Raw genomic sequence first — 18,301 nt, forward strand, 5'->3', positions numbered from 1 at the left:
TTGACCGCCATCGACCCCACCGCCCACCTGACCGCGGAGCAGATCGAGCAGCTCGGCCGCGAGCTGGACGCGATCCGCGACGAAGTGATCGCCGATCGCGGCGAGAAGGACGCCGCCTACATCCGCCGGGTCATCTCGGCGCAGCGCAAGCTGGAGCTGGCCAGCAGGGGTGTGCTGCTGTTCTCGATCTTCCCGCCCGCGTGGCTGATCGGCACCGCCGGCCTGTCCGTGGCGAAGATCATGGACAACATGGAGATCGGCCACAACGTCCTGCACGGCCAGTGGGACTGGATGCGGGACCCGAAGATCCACTCCACCACCTGGGAGTGGGACCACGTCTCGCCGTCCGACCAGTGGAAGCACTCGCACAACGAGCTGCACCACACGTACACCAACGTGATCGGCAAGGACAACGACCTCGGATACGGCATCATGCGCGTCGACGAGGACCAGAAGTGGCACCCGTTCCACCTCGGCCAGCCGCTGTGGAACTTCCTCAACGCCTGCTTCTTCGAGTACGGCATCGCGGCGTACGACCTGGAGCTCGGCAAGAACCTGCACAAGCGCCGCCGCAAGAACCCGGAGTTCCGCGCCCGGGCAGCCGCCGTCGGCCGCAAGATCCGCAAGCAGGTGCTCAAGGACTACGTGATCCACCCGCTGCTGTCGGGCCCCTCGTTCCTCACCACGCTCGGCGCCACGTTCACGGCGAACCTGGTCCGCAACATCTGGTCCCACTCGGTGATCATGTGCGGGCACTTCCCCGAGGGCGTGCAGGTCTTCGAGCGCCGGTCGATCCAGGGCGAGACGCGCGGCCAGTGGTACCTGCGCCAGATGATGGGCTCGGCGAACATCAGCGGCAGCAAGGCCATGCACTTCATGACCGGCAACCTGTCGCACCAGATCGAGCACCACCTCTTCCCGGACCTGCCGAGCAACCGGTACGCCGAGGTCGCGGTGAAGGTGCGCGCGCTGTTCGAGAAGTACGAGCTGGAGTACGTCACCGGCCCGCTTCCCAAGCAGGTGTTCTCCGCGTGGCACCGGGTCTTCCGGCTCTCGCTGCCGAACCGGAAGCCCAAGGTCACGACCCCGGAGCAGGAGCGGGAGCTCGTCCCGGCCTGACGCCCGGCGGCGCGCGCCACTGCCGCGCCGACCCGCCGCCCCGTTACCGCGCCGTCCCACTGCCCCGCCGTCCCACCTACCGCGCCGACCCGCTGCCGCGCCGACCCGCTACGTCGCCGCGGCGGGCCGGCGCGGCGCGTTCACGGGCGCCTGAGACGCGGGGTGGGGCAGTAGCGCGTGCCGCCTTCGACGACGACGGTCGGCCCCGGGGCGATCTCCGTGAAGCCCGCGTCCCGGACCACCGGGAGATCGCTCACCACGAGTTCCGCCCACGCCTCCGGCGTCGCCGTGCGGACGGCGAGCGCGAAGCCGCCCTCCGCCCACTCCTTGCGCCGGACCTCGTCCAGCCGCCACCAGGCGAGCTGCGCGGCATGGCCGGTCTGCGCCATCGTCTTGCCCGCGCTCATCTCCAGCTCCGGGTTCAGCCACAGCACCGGCACACCCGGCGCCGGCGGGCCGACCGGGCCGGTCTCCTCCAGGTCCGTGCCCGACACCTGGAGCTTCGCCAGCTCCTTGGGCCAGCCGTCCAGCGGCACCGGCGGGAACACCCGCACCTCCGCCTCCGACCCCGTCACCGTGATCCCGGGCAGCTCCCCGGCCCGGCGCCACTCGCCGCCCCGCGCCCGCCGCACCACCTTGCGGATCCGGGCGTCCTCCCAGGCCGCCACCCGCTCCGCCCACTCGCCCTCCGGCTCGACCGTCCGCGGGTCGTTCAGCAGGGTCAGCACCGCCCGCGCCGAGGTCTCCAGCGCGTCGGTCCGCCCGGGCGGCGTCGCGCGCTCCATCCGGACCAGCAGCGGCAGCACGAACTGCTCCCGGCTGTCACGCTCCTCCGGTGTCGGGGCGGAGGCCGGCGCGGCGGTCGTCCCCGGGGCCGGATCGGAAATCCGGTCGGAGGCCGGGTCGGGAACGGGGGCGTCGAACGGAGAAGTCACCCGACCAGCATGCCAGCCCCCGCCCCGCGGCGATCACCGCGGGGCGCCGGACGCGAGGTCAGCGGCGGAAGCCGCGCTGCGCGTCCCGCTCCTCCGCGTCGTCGTAGTTCAGGAACCAGCCCTCCGGATGGGTGGCGGTGAGCAGCAGTTCGGCGCGCTGCTCCGCGGTCAGCTCCGGATCGCCGTCGTCCGGCCCGTAGACGCCGAACAGCTCGTCGTGGCAGCCGTCCCAGTCGTAGTCGTACAGGTCCGCGGGCAGGTCGCCCATCATGTCGGCGACCGACTCGGGCTGCGCGCCGAGCAGTGTCCGGGCGTCCACCAGCGCCATCCGCAGCGCGATCTCCTCGGCCAGGCAACGCGGCAACGGCCATTCGCCGAGCGCGAGGTCGTCGGCGAGGTCGTCGAAGGTGCGCGCCATCGCGCGGCGCCAACTGCGGTGAAGGCGCCAGGTGCGCTGCGGCAGCCTCCCGAACACCGTCCAGTCCGCCTCCTCGCCGTCGGTGACCGGCTCGTCCTCGTGCTCGTCGAGGTCGTCGTAGGCGGCGTCGGCCAGGCCGAGCAGTTGGGCGTGGAGCAGGCACGCGGTGCGCGGGGTGAGCGTCCAGTCGCCCGCCGAGGCGCCGCCGTCCTCCTCCTCGCCGTCGAGCGGGAACAGCTCCGCGAAGTCCGGCGCGAAGTCCTCGGTGACGCTGATCTCCAGCGTTCCGCCGACCGCCTCGACCCCGGGGATCGCCGCCACCAGCCGGTCCGGGTGCAGCAGTGCGCCGAGTGCCGCGTTGGCGTCCTCGGCCACCTCGCGCAGCAGTTCACGGCGCTGTCCGGCCGGATCGATGCCGTCGAAGTCCAGTTCCTCCACGGCCGCGATGGCCGCGGCGCGCAGCGCCGGCCAGTTCGTGATCCGCAGTCCCAGGACCACCGTCGCCTCGATCTCCTGCGCGCCCGAGTCCTCCGCCGCGCCCGGCCCCTGTGGATGATCGCTTCGCTCGCCCATGGGGCTACGGTACGGCCTTTCGGCCGTCCGATCACCGGTCTGTTCCGGCTACCCTTCGCGTTCTCGCCGTCACCGCGCCGCCGTCTCCCGGCCGCGCCCCCGCGCGCCTCTGTTCGACGGCGCCGAACCGCCCGCAGGATGGGCGCCATGGCAAACATCGACGAGTACGGCGGCGGGCAGCGCCCGGACGCGCAGGTGCTGGTGGTCACCACCAACGACATCCCCGGCTACCGGGTGGACCATGTGATCGGCGAGGTCTTCGGCCTGACCGTGCGCAGCCGGCACATCGGCAGCCAGATCGGCGCCTCGCTGAAGTCGCTGGTCGGCGGCGAGCTGCGCGGCCTGACCAAGACCCTGGTGGAGAGCCGGAACGAGGCGATGGAGCGGCTGGTCGAGCAGACCAAGGCGCGCGGCGGGAACGCGGTGCTGATGTTCCGGTTCGACGTCACGGAGGCGGCGGACGTCGGCACCGAGGTCTGCGCGTACGGCACGGCGGTGGTGATCGCCCCGGCCACGGCCTGAGGCCGGCGGTTCCTGGGCCGGCCCGACCCGGCCCCGCGGCCGCGGACGGGCCGTGGGCTGCGGACAGACCGTGGGCTACGGACAGGCCGTGGGCTACGGACGGCCGACGGTGCTGATGTTCGGATTCGACGTCACAGCGGTGGCGGACGTCGGCACGGAGCTGCGCGGGCCCGCGCGTGCCTGCGGACGGGCGCGCGCACGGCTGTGTTCCCGGCCGGGTGGCGGCCGGGAACACCAGCCGCGCAGCGGATGTTTCACCGGCGTGACTGTTTACGGTGCAACCAACTCCGGCCCGATCCACCGGGTCGACGTCGTGGTGATCGGCGCGGGTCAGGCGGGCCTGTCCGCCGCCTACCACCTGCGCCGACGCGGCTTCGCCCCGCACCACGAGGCGGGCGGGGACGGTGGGCCGGGCGGGGACGGTGACACCGGCGGGGGCTTCGTCGTCCTCGACGCCGACGACGCCCCCGGCGGCGCCTGGGCCCACCGCTCCCCCTCACTGCGGATGGCCACCGTGCACGGCTTCCACGACCTGCCCGACGTGGAACTGCCCGAACCCGACCCGAACGCACCGGCGCGCGAGGTGGTCCCGGGGTACTTCGCGGCGTACGAGGCGCAGCACGCGCTCCCGGTGGTACGCCCGGTCAAGGTCCTGGCGGTGCGGTCGGAGTCGGCGCGGCCCGACGCCCGGTTGCTGGTCGAGACCGACAGCGGCACCTGGTCGGCCCGGGCGCTGATCAACGCCACCGGTACCTGGACCCGGCCGTTCCTACCCCACTACCCCGGCCGGTTCGCGGGGCGGCAGCTGCACTACGCCGCGTACCGGGGGCCGGAGGAGTTCGCCGGCAAGCGGGTCCTGGTGGTGGGCGGGGGCGCCTCCGCGATCCAGGTGCTGTCGGAGGTCGCGGCGGTCGGCGAGACCGTCTGGGTCACCCGCACCCCGCCGGTGTTCCACGCCGGGCCGTTCACCCCCGAGTACGGGCGCGCCGTGGTCGCCAAGGTCGAGGAGCGGGTCCGCCGGGGACTGCCGGTGCGCAGCGTGGTGAGCGTGACCGGGCTCGGCCCGTCGGTGGCCTACCGCCGGGCCGAGGAACTGGGCGCGCTGCACCGCCGCCCGATGTTCGACCGCCTCACCGAGCACGGGGTCGCCTGGGGATCCGAGGAACTCGGCGTCGACGCGATCGTCTGGGCGACGGGCTTCCGCCCCGAGGTCGGCCACCTCGGCCCGCTCGGCCTGCGCTCCCCCGACGGCGGCATCGCCCTGACCGGCACCCGGGCCACCGCCGACCCCCGGGTCCACCTGGTCGGCTACGGGCCGTCCGCCAGCACCGTCGGCGCCAACCGCGCGGGCCGGGCGGCGGTCAACGAGATCGTCGGGCTGCTCGGCGCCCCGGCCGGCGTCGAGGTGGTGGCGGAGACGGCGGCCGGGTAGGGCCGAGCCGTGGAACCGGGCGGGCAGCCGTCCGGGGCGGGCCTCCGTCCGGGGCAACGGTCCGGGACGAGCGCTCCGGGCGAGCGGTCCGGGGGCAACGGTCCGGGACGAGCGCTCCGGGCGCTCGTCAGCGGTCGAAGTCGACCGTCACCCGGTCCGTCACCGGGCGGGCCTGGCAGGTGAGGACGTAGCCGGCCGCCAGCTCCTTCTCCTCCAGGGCGAAGTTCCGCCGCATCACCACCTCCCCCTCGGTGACCAGGGCGCGGCACGTCCCGCACACCCCGCCCTTGCAGGCGAACGGCAGGTCCGGCCGGGAACGCTGGGCGCCGTCCAGCACCGACCGGTCGCGCGGCAGACTGAGCGTGCTGCCCCGGCCGTCCAGGACGACGGTGACCTCGCTGCGTTCGACGCCCTCGGCGCCGGCCGCCGTGCCGGGTGTGTCGTCGGCGCGTTCACTGACCGGCTCGTCCTCGGCGTGGAACAGCTCCTGGTGCACCCGCTCCGTCGGCACGCCCAGTCCGCCGAGCAGTTCCTTGGCCCCGGTGACCATGCCGAACGGCCCGCAGAGCCACCAGTGGCCGACCGCCGTCACGTCCACCAGCGCCCGCAGCAGCGCCTCGACCCGCTCCGGGTCGAGGCGGCCGCTGAGCAGTTCGGCGTCCCGGGTCTCCCGGGAGAGCACGTGGACCAGCTGGAACCGGCCCAGGTAGCGGTCCTTCAGGTCGGCCAGCTCGTCCGCGAACATCACGGTGTCGCTGCGCCGGTTCCCGTAGAGCAGGGTCACGGTGGAGGTGCGGTCGGCGGCCAGCACGGAAGCGGCGATGGACAGCATCGGCGTGATGCCGGAACCGGCGGCCAGCAGCACGTGGTCGGCGGGCTCGCCGAGGTCCGGGGTGAACAGACCGGACGGCGTCAGCACCTCCACCTCCTCCCCCGGCCCGGCGTCCCGCACCAGCCAGCGGGAGAACAGGCCGCCCGACACCTCGCGCACGGCGATCCGCAGCGGGCCGCCGACGGGGGCGCAGATCGAGTACGAGCGGCGCTCGTCGACCCCGTCCACCACCCGGCGCAGCGTCAGCGTCTGCCCCGGACGGAACGCGAACTCCGCCGTGAGCCCGTCCGGCACCGCGAAGGTCACGGCGACGGCGTCGTCGCAGAGCCGCTCCACCGCGGCGACCCGCAGCGTGTGGAAGGCCGGACGGCGGGCCGGGCGGACGGGCGGCGGCGTGGCCGTCGCCGCCGACGGCGGGACGGCCGACGCGGCGGCCGGGGCAGCGGCGGGGGTGGCGGGTGGGACGGCGGCCATTCAGATCTCCTTGACGCGTTCGAAAGGCTCGCGGCACTCGCGGCAGCGCCACAGCGCCTTGCACGCGGTGGAGCCGAAGCGGGACAGCTCCTCGGTATCGGTGCCGCCGCAGAGCGGGCAGGCGACGGGCGCGGCGGCCACCGTCCGGGTCGGGCCGAGGCTCAGCAGGGTGGCGCCGCCGGCCGCCGCCCCGCCCCCGGGCCGGGGCGGGGCGATGCCGGCCTCGGCGAGCTTGCGCCGACCCTCGGCGGTGATCAGATCGGTCGACCACGGCGGGTCGAGCCGCAGCCGGACCCGGACGTCCGCGAACCCGGCCGCGCGCAGCCGCCGGTCCACATCGGCGGCCATCTCGGCGACGGCGGGGCAGCCCGAGTACGTCGGGGTGAGCCAGGCGGTCACCACCTTGTCACCCGGGCCGCCGCCCGCCTCGACACCGCCCGCCTCAACACCGCCCACCTCGACGTCGGCCACCTCGACTTCGGCCAGCACGCCCAGGTCGGCCAGGGTCAGCATCGGCAGCTCGGGGTCCGGCACGGCGGCCGCCACCGCCCAGGCCGACCCGCTCCTCGCACGCTCACCGCTCGACGAGTGCTCAGCGGCCGACGTACGCTCCCCGGCCGACTCACGCTCCCCGGCCACGGCCGTCACCACGTCGCGCCCGGATGCGCACGGGCCAGCACCTGCAGCTCGGCGAGCAGCGGGCCCAGGGCCTCACTGTGCACGCCGTCCCGGCCCGCCCGGCCGCCGACGGTCGCCAGCCCCGGCACGTCCGGCACGGCCAGACCGGCTTCCGCCAGCACCGCCGCCAGCGAGCGCAGCACCGGTTCGCGCAGCGTCGCCGGGTCCACCCCGACCCGCGGCTCCACCGGGTGCGCGGTGAAGAGCTCCTCCAGCAGCGGCCAGACCGCGTCCAGACCGGCCTGCATCCGCGCGGCCGAGGACGGCGTGCCGTCGCCGAGCCGCAGCGTCCACGCGGTGGCGTACTCGCGGTGGTAGGCCAGCTCCTTCACCCCGCGCGCCGCGACCGCCGCCAGCACCGGGTCGGCGTGCCCGGCCAGCGCCTCGTACAGCGCGCCGCGGACGGTGGAGAACAGCAGCAGGCGGGCGATCGAGTACGCGAAGTCCCCGTTCGGCGCCTCGACCAGGCGGACGTTGCGGAAGTCCCGCTCCTCGCGCCAGTACGCCAGGTCGTCCTCGGTCCGCCCGGAACCGTCCGCCTGCCCGGCCCGGGTGAGCAGTTGGCGGGCCTGGCCGAGGAGGTCGAGGCCGAGGTTCGCGAGCGCGACCTCCTCCTCCAGTTCGGGCGCGCGGGTGCACCACTCGATCAGGCGCTGGGAGAGGATGAGCGCGTCGTCCCCCAGCATCAGGCAGTAGGCGGCGAGGTCGGTCCCGTCCAGCCCGGGCGGGACGGCGGTGTCGACCCCGAGCAGCGGGTCGGCGAAGCCCGTCCCGTACGCCCAGCGGCCCTCGCCCTCGGGCTCGGGGGACGCCTCGGCGAGGCTCAGGTACACGTGGTCGTCGGTCATGGTTCGGCTGCTCCCGGTCAGATGTGCGGGACATCCTCGGGGATGTCGTAGAAGGTCGGGTGGCGGTAGACCTTGTCGCCGCTGGGCGCGAAGAAGGGGTCGCGCTCGTCCGGGGTGGACGCGGTGATGGCGTCGGAGCGGACCACCCAGAGGCTGACGCCCTCGTTGCGGCGGGTGTAGAGGTCGCGGGCGGCGAGCAGCGCCATCCGGTCGTCGGCCGCGTGCAGGGAACCGACGTGCACGTGGTTCAGGCCCCGCCGGGGGCGCACGAACACCTCGTAGAGCGGCCAGCCGGCCTTGGACTCGGTCACTTTCCGTTCTCCTGTTCCGTACCCGTACCCGTACCCGTGCCTGCTCTCGTACCCGAAGCCGTGCTCGCAGCCGTAGCCGTAGCCGTGTCGGCGGACGTGCTCGGGCCCGCACCCGTCCCGGCCTCGGCGCGGCGCTTCTCCGCGTACGCGGTGGCCGCCTCGCGCACCCACGCGCCGTCCTCGTGGGCGGCCCGCCGCCGTTCGACCCGCTCGGTGTTGCACGGGCCCTGGCCCTGGATGACCCGGGTCAGCTCCGACCAGTCCGGCTCGCCGAAGTCCCAGCTGCCGCGCTCCTCGTTCCAGCTCATCCCCGGGTCGGGGAGGGTGACTCCGAGGTGCTCGGCCTGCGGCACGGTCATGTCGACGAAGCGCTGCCGCAGCTCGTCGTTGGTGTGCCGCTTGATCCGCCAGGCCATCGAACGGGCGGTGTTCGGCGAGGCGGCGTCCGACGGGCCGAACATCATCAGCGACGGCCACCACCAGCGGTCCACCGCGTCCTGGACCATCTGCCGCTGGGCCTCGGTGCCGCGCATCAGCGTCATCAGCAGCTCGTAGCCCTGGCGCTGGTGGAAGGACTCCTCTTTGCAAATACGGACCATGGCGCGCGCGTACGGGCCGTAGCTGCAACGGCAGAGCGGCACCTGGTTGCAGATCGCGGCGCCGTCGACCAGCCAGCCGATCACACCGACGTCGGCGAAGGTGAGGGTCGGGTAGTTGAAGATCGAGGAGTACTTCTGCCGGCCGGAGATCAGCTTCTCGGTGAGCTCGGCGCGGTCCACGCCGAGGGTCTCGGCGGCGGCGTAGAGGTACAGACCGTGACCGGCCTCGTCCTGGGCCTTCGCGAGCAGGATCGCCTTGCGCCGCAGGGAGGGGGCGCGGGTGAGCCAGTTGCCCTCGGGCTGCATGCCGATGATCTCGGAGTGGGCGTGCTGGGCGATCTGGCGGACGAGAGTCGCCCGGTAGGCGTCGGGCATCCAGTCGCGGGGCTCGATGCGCTGCTCCGCGGCGATGACGGCCTCGAACGCCTCCTCGGGCGACGCCCCGGGCCGCTCGGCCACCTCTGCTGTCACCACGGTCCCCTTTCGCTGCCTTTGTCGCCGCCCGTCGACGGGCCGCCCCGGCCGGCGCGGTCGCCCGCCGAGGGCAACCGACTGACCGTTCGGTCGGTACCATTGTGCGCGGTGAGGCGGGCGACTGACAAGGGAGCACCGCCGATGACGGGGCGGCGAACCCGGGGACGGGCCCGACGGCGTGGGCCGGGAGCGGGGAAGGACGGGGGATGGGGAAGGGCTGGGAACGGGAACGGCCGGGCCCGGGCCCCTGGGGGCTCGGGCCCGGCCGAGTAACGTGCCGCCGTCGGCCGGTCACTCGCCGAGGGCGCGGAAGTCCCGGGTCAGGCCGACGTCCGGCGCAGGGCGGCCAGTTCCTCCGCCCGAACGGCCCGCCCGGCGAACACCTCCGCCTTGCGCTCCTCCATGCGCCGCAGCACCGCGCGCCGCTCCCGGGCGGCGAGGCGGTCGATGTAGAGACCGCCGTCCAGATGGTCGGCCTCGTGCTGGAGGCAGCGCGCGAAGTAACCGCGCCCCTCGACGACCAGCGGCCGGCCGTCCAGGTCCCGGCCCCGGACCACCGCCCGGTCCGGGCGGGCCAGGGCGGCGCGCGGACCGGGGACGGAGAGACAGCCCTCCTCGTCCTCGACCAGCCGACGCGCCCCGGCGGGCAGCTCGTCCAGCACCGGGTCGAAGATGTGGCCCACGTGCCGGACACCGTCATCGTCGAAGCAGTCCCAGACGAAGAGCCGGAGGTCGACGCCGATCTGGTTCGCGGCCAGACCGGCCCCCTCGGCGACCCGCATGGTGGCGAACATGTCGTCGACCAGCCGCGCCAACGCGGGTGTACCGAACTCGTCCTCCGCCACGTCCCGGCACCGACGGTGCAGCACGTCCTCCCCGACGACGGTGATCCGCCGCACCTCTCCCCGCAGTGCCTCCGGCGGCACCTCCGGGTACGCCGCCACCGGTTCGCCCTGCAACCTCACCTGCCCCCGGACCGGCTCCACCCGCTGGACCGTCGACTCGCGTCGCGCCATGACCTGCTCCCCCTCCGTCCTGCCCGATTCCTCTGCGCCGCCGCATCGCCGCGGTCGCGCGGCCCCGTGGGGCCTCGGCGCCGCAGGGCCGCGTCACTGTCCTCCGCGCGCCCGCGTTGCCGCAATCCCGCGGTCTCGCATTCGCGCGTTCTCGCCTTCGCGCGCCGCTGCTCGCCGAGTTGCTCCGTTGCCGCGTTGCCACACCGCACTGCCGCGGTCCCGGTGCCACGGCGCCGGACGCGGCGGGTGGCACTCGGCCCTTGGCGAGTGAAGAGTGGCGGGCAGGAGCCGACACGGGCGTTCCGCCATCGACTCCACTGCTCGCCACTCTTCCACACTTTGCAAAGTGCGCACTTTGCAAAGTGTGGAACTGACGGCCACCAGGTCGCCTCTCGCGGCCCGTCAATGGCCGTACATCGGATGAAAACACTGCTTTTCCACAGCCTCGCGCGACCCGCACTTGCCAAGGAACTTTGCAAAGCAGAGTCTTTGCAAAGTGACCACCCACAACAATCCCGCCGAACCGGCCGCCCTCCAGAGCGGGGCGCCCTCCCGGCCGCTGCCGCAGCACGCGGTCCGCGCCGCGCTGCTCGACCTGATCGCCGAGTGGGGCAGCATCACCTCGAACCAGGCGGCACAGATGATCCGCCAGAGTTCCGGTACGTGCTCCTTCCACCTCCGACAGCTGGCCCGGTACGGGCTGATCGAGGAGGCGCCGACCGGGGACGGCCGCTCCCGCCCGTGGCGACTGCGGTGGGAGGGGTCGCTGATGCCGCCCGAGCCGGGCGCACCGGCGGCCGGCCGGCCCGGCGACGATCCCATGTCCGACCTGACCCCCGAACTGGCGACCGACCTGGAGGACGGCAGCTACCGGCACTGGCTCGCCAACCGGTCCGCCGCGCCCGCCGAATGGCAGCGGGACCAGACCTCCAGCGACGTCCTCCACCTCACCAGCGACGAACTCGCCGACCTCGGCGCCGCCGTCCGAGCCCTGCTCGCGCCCTACCGCGGGCGCGAACCGCGCGCCGGAACGCACCCCGTGGCGGCGGTCGCCCGGTTGTTCCCCCTGCTCGCGGACACCGGCGGCGACACGAAGGCACGCTGAAACTGCTGACGGCTGACGGCTGACGGCTGACAGATTTCATCATCTGCCAGCCGTCAGCCGCCATCAGCCACCGTTCGCCGACTACCGACGGGCAGTCGTCAGCCGTCGCCGGCCGCCGCCGATCCGGCGCTCGGGCCCGTCACCCCTCCGAACGGTCGCGCAACCGCGGGAGCGGAACGGCGAGGAGCGCCGCAAGCAGTGCGATCCTCGGTGCCAGCTGGTCGATCCGGATGTGTTCGTGCCGGGCGTGCGCGCCCCCGCCGACGGCGCCGAAGCCGTCGAGCGTGGGGAGTCCGCGCGAGCCCGGCAGATTGGTGTCACCCGCACCGCCCGCCGGACCGCCGTCCAACTGCTGCCCGAGCACGGCCGCGAGCGAGCGGACGTGGCGCAGCAGCGGGTTCGCGGAGCGTTCGGGCCAGGCCGGACGGCTGGACAGCACCTCGGTCCGCACCCGCGCGCCCGGCCGCAGGGCCGTCAGCCGGGCGAGGTTGTCGAGGGTCCGGCGCTGGGCCTCGGTGGTGGAGAAGCGCAGCCCGAGTTCCGCCTCGGCCCGGCCCGCCACGACATTGGCCCGGCTGCCGCCGCTGATCCGGCCCGCGTTCAGCTCGGTGCCGGGGAAGCTGACCAGGCCGCGGACGGCGACGAGCTGGTCGACCAGTTCGTCGACCGCCGAGACGCCGTCGGCGGCGTCGTTGCCGGCGTGCGCCTCGCGCCCGGTGACCGTGAGCCGCACCCGGGTGGAGCCGCGGCGGGCGGTCTTGAGCCGGCCGTCCGGGTGGGGCGGTTCGAGGCCCAGTACGGCAGCGGCGTCCCGCAGTTGGCGTTCGACCAGGCGCTTGCCGTCCGGGCTGCCGACCTCCTCGTCGGAGACCACGACCAGCCGGACCGTGCGGTGGGGGCGTTGGCCGAGGTCGGCGAGCAGGGCGAAGGCGCCTTCCAGGATGGCGAGTCCGCCCTTCATGTCCACCACGCCGGGCCCGCTCAGGGTGCCGTCCTGCTCCGTGACCGGCCAGTCGGTGAGGATGCCGGCCGGCCAGACGGTGTCGTGGTGACCGACGACGAGGAGGTGCGGCAGGCTTTCGTCCCGCCCCTCCCACTGGAGCACGAGATGGTCGCCGGCCGGGCCCGGTTCGCGCTGGACCGTCGCGCCGGTGGCCCGGAATCCGGCGGCCAACTCCTCGGCAAGGGCGTCGAGTCGGGGCGCGTCGCCGCTGGGGGACTCGATCCGGGCCAGGTCCGCGCAGCGTCGCCGAACGGCTCCGGCGAGGGTGCGGGCACGGGTGGTGAGCGCCTGGGGCAGACCGGGGAGAGCGGCGGTGGGGCCGAACTGGCCCTCGCTGTCGGTGACGGCCGGAGTGTGGGGGGCCGCTGCGGTGGGTGGCGCGGCGGCGGGTGTGGGGGTGGCCGGGGCGAGGGTGGTTCGAGCGGTGCCGGTTCTCGCGGTCGTGCCGGGGGCGTCGGTGCCGTGAGCGGCGCCGGCGGTCCTGGTCGGCTCGACGGGGGCGAAGGCAGTGGGGGCTGCTGTCGTGGTGACGGCGGCAAGGGTGGCGCCGGCCGTCATCGTGGGAGCCGGGACGGTGTTCACGCCGGTGGCGGTGGCACTGGTGGCGACGGATACGGTGACGGCCGGCACGGCCGGAGCGACCGTCGTCACCGGAGCAGTGATCGCGGCCGGAGCGGTGATCGCGGCCTGGGCCGTGCTCGCGCCGACGGCGACGGCCACCGGGGCAGCGGCGGGGACAGAGGTCGCGGCGGCCGTGGGGCTCGCCGCGGGAGTGGCGGGGCGGACGGCTTGAGGACTCAACGCTTGCCTCCGCGGCCGCCGCCGGTATACAGCGGCCGCGCGGGTCGGCCGGGGCGACCGGTCCGCCCCGACCAGGTCACCGGGCCGACGGGCCCGGCCGTGACGGCGGGACACCAAGAACGTCCGTCCGTTCCAAGTACGCTGGAACGACTGGGCGGCGTGTGTGGCATGTGCGTCCTCCTCGCTCGATCCGGTGGCCCCGATCGTCCCGGGCCTCCGTGGACGGCGGCTTCCCTTGCGGCGGGCGCAGAACGACGCACCACCACAGGGAAGCCGATATGTGAGCCTAGAAGAACCGTTCGGTTTCCTGCGAGGTGGCCCTGCTCCCAGCGTGCCGGGGCCGGATTGCGCCCCGTCGCCCGGCCGCTGGACGGCGGTCGGCGCACGACATGCGAACCCGGCTCGGCGCGCGGGCGCGGTCGCCGGATCGCGCCCACCTCCACCATGGACCCGGGGCCGGGGTTCGGCAGCACAGGACGCCAAGCCGCGCCTTTTCCAAGCCAGATGGGTGACGGCGGATCGGCGTCGAGTACCGCGCGGCGCTGATCCGGGGGCGGTCGGTTCGGGGCAAATCACGGTGTTCCCACGCGATCAGGCGGAAATGACGGCGGAACGGCGCAGAACGGCAGGGCGGTCGGGTCAGCCGCCGTCGCCGACCGGTCCGGCGTCCCGGGCGAGCAACGCCGCCTGGACGCGGTTGCCGACACCCAGTCCGGTGAGGATCCGGCTGACATGGGCCTTGACCGTGCTCTCGCGCATCCCTAGGACGGCCGCGATCTCGGCGTTGGAACGGCCGACGGCGAGTTCGCGCAGTACCTCGCCCTCGCGCGGCGTCAGCCCCGCCAGCCGGTCCCGGGCCGCGACCGCGCGGGGCTCACCGGTGCGGTGGTAACGGTCGATGAGGCGGCGGGCGGCGGCCGGGTGGAGCATGCCCTGCCCGGCGGCGACCACGTGGACGGCGCGGGCGATCTCGGCGGGCGGGGTGTCCTTGAGCAGGAAGCCGTCGGCCCCGGCCGCGAGCGCGCGGTAGACGTACTCGTCGAGGTCGAAGGTGGTGAGCGCGATGACGCGCGGGCCGTCCGGCAGCGCGCGGAGGCGCCGGGTCGCGGCGATGCCGTCGAGCCTGGGCATCCGGATGTCCATCAGGGCGACGTCGACGCGCTGGCGGGCGGCGAGTTCGACGGCCTCCAGGCCGTCGGCGGCCTCGGCGACCACGGTCAGCTCCGGGTCCTGGGCGAGCAGGTCGACGAGTCCGAGCCGGACCAGCGCGTCGTCGTCGACCACCATGGTGCGGATCACGTCGCCTCGCTCGGTGGGTTCGGGCCGGTCTGCGGGCCGGCGGCCGGTGGGACGGGTGGAACGCCGTCGGGTGGTGCGCCGCGGCGGGCGGGTACGACGGCTGCGGCGGGTACGGCCGGTACGGCCGGTACGGCAGGTGTGATTGGTGCGGTGGGTGCCATGGGTGCGATCCCCGGGTTCCGAGCGCGGGTCGGATCCGACGTGCGGGCGGCCGCCGCCCGGCCGACCGTCCGGCCCGGTGCGCGGACGGCCGAGCCGGACGGTGACCGGACCGGTGCCGGCAGGCGGGCCGCGAGCCGGAACCCGCCCCGGCCGTCGGGGCCCGCGTCGAAGCGCCCGCCGAGCGCGCCGATCCGCTCACCGAGCCCGACCAGGCCGTAACCGCCCCCGGTACAGGCACCGGCCGGAGCCGGGGCGCCCGCGCCGTTGCGCACCTCGACGGTCGTCGCGGGCGCGCCGTACCGGACGCGGACGGTGACCGGGGCGGTGTGCGCGTACTTGCGGGCGTTGGTCAACGCCTCCTGGACGACCCGGTGCACGGCCAGCCGGTGGGTGGTCGGGATGTCCTCCGGGTCACCGGCGAGGGCGAGTTCCACCCGCTGGCCCGCACCGGTGGCCTCGGCGACCAGTTCGGCGAGGTCACGCAGGGCGGGCGCGGGAACGGGCGGACGGGAGTCCGGTTCGACGCGCGGGCCCGTGGTCGCACCTGTGCCCGCACTCCCCCACCCGGTGGCGGTGCGGACGCCGTCGAGCGCCCCGGTGGCACCGTCGGCACCGGCCCCAGCGCCACCACCGGTCGGTCCGCCGGGACCGGACCGACCCCCGTGACCGAAAGGACCTGCGGGGCCGGACGGACCGCGCGGCTCCGGCGGCCCGTCCGGCGGGGACGCCCCCAGGAGTTCGGCCGGGTCGGCCCGGAGCGCTCCGAGGACGTCGCGCAGGTCGTCGAGCGAGCGGGCCGCCGTGGCGCGGAGCAGTTCGAGGCGATGGGCGAGGCGTTCCGGGTCGTCCGCCGCCGTGCCGGCCCGGGCCCGGTCGCGCAGCACACCGGCGTGCAGGACGAGGAGGCTGAGCCGGTGGGCCAGGACGTCGTGCATCTCGCGTGCGATCCGGGCACGTTCGGCGGAACGGGCCTGGTCGGACCGGAGTTCGCGCTCCCGGTCCAGCGCTTCGACCTTGGCGTTCAGGGTCCGGATCAGCACACGGCGGCTGTGCAGCCACAGACCGAAGGAGAGGACGGCCGCCTCGATCAGGAGTTGGGACCCGGTGGTGCCGGCCCAGTCGGCGAGCGAGTCGACACGGACCGCTCCGAGCCCCGCGAGCACGACGGCGGCAGCGAGCGCCGGACCGGAGCGGCCCGTCGAGGCCAGGTGGAAGACGCTGAACAGGCCCGGGAAAGCGCGGTTCAGCAGTCCGCTGAGGAGAACCGGCAGGACGGCGGCGGCGACCGGGTGGCGGCGGGCGAGCAGCAGGGACAGCGCGGCGAACACGGCCCCGGCCACGCGCACCGGGCGCCAGGGGAGATCGTGGACGCGCCACTGGGCGAGGGTCTCCTCGACGGCGAGCACGAGAACGGTCAGCAGGAGCAGCGTCTCGGTCGGGCGGTGTCGTCCGGGGGCGTACCAGCCGAGCCGCGCGGCGCGCGGACGGCGCGGTGTGCCCGGCGGTTCGATCCGACGGAACGGCCCGGCCCAACGGGTCAGGGGGAGTTGACGGGCCGGGCGAGGCGGTCGGGTCCGGTCGTTCATTTCGTTCGTCGCCTCCTTCCGTCCCTCGTCCGGGGCCCGATGCTACGACGGACCGACCGTGCGCCACCCCTGCCGATCGGCCATCGGCACCCTCGACTTTCGTCGGGGGTGCCGAGCGTCTTTCGGCCGTTCCACGCAGGACGAACCATCTCTAGCGTCGCTGTCATGACGCCACCTCAGCTCTGCCACGGCCCCACTTCCCCCGCTTCCCCCGCCTCCGCCCCCTCCCGCGCCGCCACCCCGGAGCCCGCGAACGCCGTGACCGCTCGCGCCGCACGGCAGGGGCGGAGCGGCGGCGACGGGTGGCTCTTCCTGTCCGAGGCACTGCGCGCCTTCCGGCTGACGGGCGCGGTGGCGCCGAGCGGGGTGGAGCTGGTGAACGCGCTCGCGGTCCCGGCGACGAGCCGCCCGGACCGGCCGCTCTCCGTGCTGGAGGTGGGGGCCGGGACGGGTGCGGTGACGCGGCGGCTGGTCCGGGTGCTGCGGGCGGGAGACCGGTTGCACGTGGTGGAACCCAATCCCAGGTTCGCACAACGGCTGCGGACGGACGAGGAGTTGTCGCGACGCGGGGCGGAGCTGGGCCTGCGGCTGTCGACGTGCCGGGTGCAGGACCTCCCGGGGTGCGGCCCGCCCGCCACCGGCGACGACGGCAGGGACGGAAACGAGGACAAGGACGGGGACGGCGGCCGCGAGGGCGGCGGGCCGCGGGCGGTCGCCGAACGGTACGACGTGATCGTGTCGGGGCTGCCGTTCACGAACTTCGAGCCGGCGGAGGTCCGGCGCGTCCTCGACCTCTATCTGCGACTGCTGGTACCGGGAGGCGAGCTGACGTACTTCGGATACCTGGGGACATCGGCGGCACGGCTGCTGACGTCCGGCCCCCGACAGGGCTCGCGGCACCGGGCGGTGCTGCGGTTGCTGCGCCGGTTCGAGGAGGACTACGGCCTGGGGAGCCGGGTGGTCTGGCGGAACGTCCCCCCGGCACGGGCCCACCTGTTGCGCGCCCCGGGCGGGGGCCGGACGGCGACGGACGCGGCACCCGAGGACGCGGGGGCCGTGGGTGCCGGCCCGTGAGCGCAGGCCCCGCGAGCACGGAGCCCGCGAGCACGGGCGCCGACGCGAGCGCCGACGGCCCGACGGGCGGGGTCGCCGCGTCCGCCCGATGATGGACCGGGCGGCCCCCGGCCCGGCCGGCTCGGCGAGCAACGGACCCGGGCGGCAGGCCGCGCAGCGCTTCGAGCAACGAGGAGTCCGCGATGACACTCACGATCCGTGACGCCGAGGGCGGCGGCCGCTTCGAGGCGTGGACCGACGACACCCTGGCCGGGTTCGCCGAGTACCTGCGCGGCGACGAGCTGGTGGTGTATCCGCACACGGTGGTCGAGCCCGCGTACGAGGGACAGGGCGTCGGCGGGGCACTGGCCCGGGCCGCCCTGGACGACGCGCGGGAGCGGGGGCTGCCGGTCCTGGCGACGTGCCCGTTCATCAAGGGGTGGATGCTCCGGCATCCCGACTACATCGACCTGGCGTACGAGAACCGGAGCCGGGTGAGCGACTGATGACCACCGCCGGCGGCACAGGCGCCGAGGGCGCACGCGACCGCGGTGCCCGGGCGTACCGGGGGGCCGGGATCACGGTGTCCTTCGACGCCCGGCTGTGCCGACACGCCGCCGAGTGCGTCCGCGGCCTGCCGGCGGTGTTCGACACGGCGCGGCGGCCGTGGATCATGCCGGACGCCGCCGAGCCCGGCATCGTCGCCGAGGTGGTGCGCCGCTGCCCGACGGGCGCGCTGGCCTACCGGTCGGCGGACGGCGGGACCGAGGACCCGGACCGGCCGACCACGGTGCGGCGGACGGCCGACGGTCGGCTGCTGGTCCGGGGCGAGCTGCGGGTGACGGAGGCGTCGGGGGAGGTCCGGGAGACGCCGCGGGCGATGCTGTGCGGCTGCGGCCGGAGCGCGGAGCCGCCGTACTGCGACCGGAGCGGGGCGTGCGGCGGGCACGAGGACTGACCGGCTCCGGAGACCGTCGCACCCGGCCGGCCCCTCGCTCGCCCACCCTCCGAAGCCCCCGGACTCCAGGATCGACAAATGACAGCTGACAGATTTCAGATGA

18 protein-coding genes are annotated in these 18,301 nt (G+C 74.7%); 7 read left to right on the top strand and 11 right to left on the bottom strand.

What is annotated here, in order from left to right; genetic code table 11:
- The gene (locus ACIQ9P_RS18690; protein ID WP_402356644.1) at positions 1-1,119 is read left to right on the top strand and encodes a fatty acid desaturase family protein; all 1,119 of its coding nucleotides are present in this window, start codon (positions 1-3) and stop codon (positions 1,117-1,119) included.
- A gap of 140 nt (positions 1,120-1,259) precedes the next feature.
- Here ACIQ9P_RS18690 and ACIQ9P_RS18695 read toward each other — a convergent pair whose 3' ends face one another.
- A complete protein-coding gene (locus ACIQ9P_RS18695) occupies positions 1,260-2,054 on the bottom strand; it encodes a peptidyl-tRNA hydrolase (RefSeq protein ID WP_402356647.1) in 795 nt (264 codons plus the stop codon).
- 58 nt (positions 2,055-2,112) lie between these two features.
- Entirely contained in the window at positions 2,113-3,045 is a 933-nt protein-coding gene (locus ACIQ9P_RS18700) for a hypothetical protein (protein WP_402356650.1), read from the bottom strand.
- 147 nt (positions 3,046-3,192) lie between these two features.
- On the opposite strand from ACIQ9P_RS18700, the gene ACIQ9P_RS18705 reads away from it, so the two are divergent.
- Both ACIQ9P_RS18705 and ACIQ9P_RS18710 read left to right on the top strand, forming a co-directional pair.
- Positions 3,193-3,567 carry a YbjQ family protein gene (locus ACIQ9P_RS18705; protein ID WP_402356653.1) on the top strand — a complete coding sequence of 125 codons (375 nt, stop codon included), beginning with the start codon at positions 3,193-3,195 and terminating at the stop codon, positions 3,565-3,567.
- A 262-nt stretch (positions 3,568-3,829) separates the two neighbouring features.
- The gene (locus ACIQ9P_RS18710; protein WP_402356656.1) at positions 3,830-4,999 is read left to right on the top strand and encodes an NAD(P)-binding domain-containing protein; all 1,170 of its coding nucleotides are present in this window, start codon (positions 3,830-3,832) and stop codon (positions 4,997-4,999) included.
- A 127-nt stretch (positions 5,000-5,126) separates the two neighbouring features.
- On the opposite strand, the gene paaE is transcribed toward ACIQ9P_RS18710, so the two are convergent.
- The 6 genes from paaE to def form a co-directional block, all read right to left on the bottom strand.
- The gene (gene paaE / locus ACIQ9P_RS18715; protein WP_402356659.1) at positions 5,127-6,305 is read right to left on the bottom strand and encodes a 1,2-phenylacetyl-CoA epoxidase subunit PaaE; all 1,179 of its coding nucleotides are present in this window, start codon (positions 6,303-6,305) and stop codon (positions 5,127-5,129) included.
- Positions 6,306-6,818: a 1,2-phenylacetyl-CoA epoxidase subunit PaaD gene (paaD, locus tag ACIQ9P_RS18720; RefSeq protein WP_402357041.1), complete on the bottom strand. Its 513-nt coding sequence runs from the start codon at positions 6,816-6,818 to the stop codon at positions 6,306-6,308.
- Positions 6,819-6,949: 131 nt separating this feature from the next.
- Positions 6,950-7,831 carry a 1,2-phenylacetyl-CoA epoxidase subunit PaaC gene (gene paaC / locus ACIQ9P_RS18725; protein ID WP_402356662.1) on the bottom strand — a complete coding sequence of 294 codons (882 nt, stop codon included), beginning with the start codon at positions 7,829-7,831 and terminating at the stop codon, positions 6,950-6,952.
- Between the two features lie 17 nt (positions 7,832-7,848).
- The gene (gene paaB / locus ACIQ9P_RS18730; RefSeq protein ID WP_030391930.1) at positions 7,849-8,142 is read right to left on the bottom strand and encodes a 1,2-phenylacetyl-CoA epoxidase subunit PaaB; all 294 of its coding nucleotides are present in this window, start codon (positions 8,140-8,142) and stop codon (positions 7,849-7,851) included.
- The gene (paaA, locus tag ACIQ9P_RS18735) at positions 8,139-9,212 is read right to left on the bottom strand and encodes a 1,2-phenylacetyl-CoA epoxidase subunit PaaA (RefSeq protein ID WP_402356665.1); all 1,074 of its coding nucleotides are present in this window, start codon (positions 9,210-9,212) and stop codon (positions 8,139-8,141) included. The genes paaB and paaA overlap by 4 nt, the downstream gene beginning before the upstream one ends.
- Before the next feature lie 323 nt (positions 9,213-9,535).
- On the bottom strand, positions 9,536-10,231 hold the full coding sequence (def, locus tag ACIQ9P_RS18740; RefSeq protein WP_402356668.1) for a peptide deformylase: 696 nt from the start codon (positions 10,229-10,231) through the stop codon (positions 9,536-9,538).
- A 496-nt stretch (positions 10,232-10,727) separates the two neighbouring features.
- Between def and ACIQ9P_RS18745 the strand changes: the two genes are divergently transcribed.
- The gene (locus ACIQ9P_RS18745; RefSeq protein ID WP_402356671.1) at positions 10,728-11,336 is read left to right on the top strand and encodes a winged helix-turn-helix domain-containing protein; all 609 of its coding nucleotides are present in this window, start codon (positions 10,728-10,730) and stop codon (positions 11,334-11,336) included.
- Positions 11,337-11,475: 139 nt separating this feature from the next.
- On the opposite strand, the gene ACIQ9P_RS18750 is transcribed toward ACIQ9P_RS18745, so the two are convergent.
- From ACIQ9P_RS18750 to ACIQ9P_RS18760, 3 genes are all read right to left on the bottom strand, one after another.
- Positions 11,476-13,140, bottom strand: coding sequence for a M20/M25/M40 family metallo-hydrolase (locus tag ACIQ9P_RS18750; RefSeq protein WP_402356674.1), 1,665 nt, complete (start codon positions 13,138-13,140; stop codon positions 11,476-11,478).
- Between the two features lie 639 nt (positions 13,141-13,779).
- Entirely contained in the window at positions 13,780-14,439 is a 660-nt protein-coding gene (locus ACIQ9P_RS18755; RefSeq protein ID WP_402356677.1) for a response regulator, read from the bottom strand.
- The gene (locus ACIQ9P_RS18760; RefSeq protein WP_402356680.1) at positions 14,436-16,187 is read right to left on the bottom strand and encodes a sensor histidine kinase; all 1,752 of its coding nucleotides are present in this window, start codon (positions 16,185-16,187) and stop codon (positions 14,436-14,438) included. The genes ACIQ9P_RS18755 and ACIQ9P_RS18760 overlap by 4 nt, the downstream gene beginning before the upstream one ends.
- 165 nt (positions 16,188-16,352) lie before the next feature.
- Between ACIQ9P_RS18760 and ACIQ9P_RS18765 the strand changes: the two genes are divergently transcribed.
- The 3 genes from ACIQ9P_RS18765 (at position 16,353) to ACIQ9P_RS18775 (ending at position 18,198) form a co-directional block, all read left to right on the top strand.
- Positions 16,353-17,261, top strand: coding sequence for a class I SAM-dependent methyltransferase (locus ACIQ9P_RS18765; RefSeq protein WP_402356683.1), 909 nt, complete (start codon positions 16,353-16,355; stop codon positions 17,259-17,261).
- A gap of 182 nt (positions 17,262-17,443) precedes the next feature.
- Positions 17,444-17,746 (top strand): GNAT family N-acetyltransferase, encoded by a 303-nt coding sequence (locus tag ACIQ9P_RS18770; protein WP_402356686.1) that lies wholly within the window; start codon positions 17,444-17,446, stop codon positions 17,744-17,746.
- Positions 17,746-18,198 carry a (4Fe-4S)-binding protein gene (locus ACIQ9P_RS18775; protein ID WP_402356689.1) on the top strand — a complete coding sequence of 151 codons (453 nt, stop codon included), beginning with the start codon at positions 17,746-17,748 and terminating at the stop codon, positions 18,196-18,198. Before ACIQ9P_RS18770 ends, ACIQ9P_RS18775 begins: the two co-directional genes overlap by 1 nt.
- The last annotated feature ends 103 nt before the right edge of the window (positions 18,199-18,301 follow it).

The organism is Kitasatospora sp. NPDC094019 (assembly GCF_044764505.1).
In the GTDB taxonomy this organism is placed as follows: domain Bacteria; phylum Actinomycetota; class Actinomycetes; order Streptomycetales; family Streptomycetaceae; genus Kitasatospora.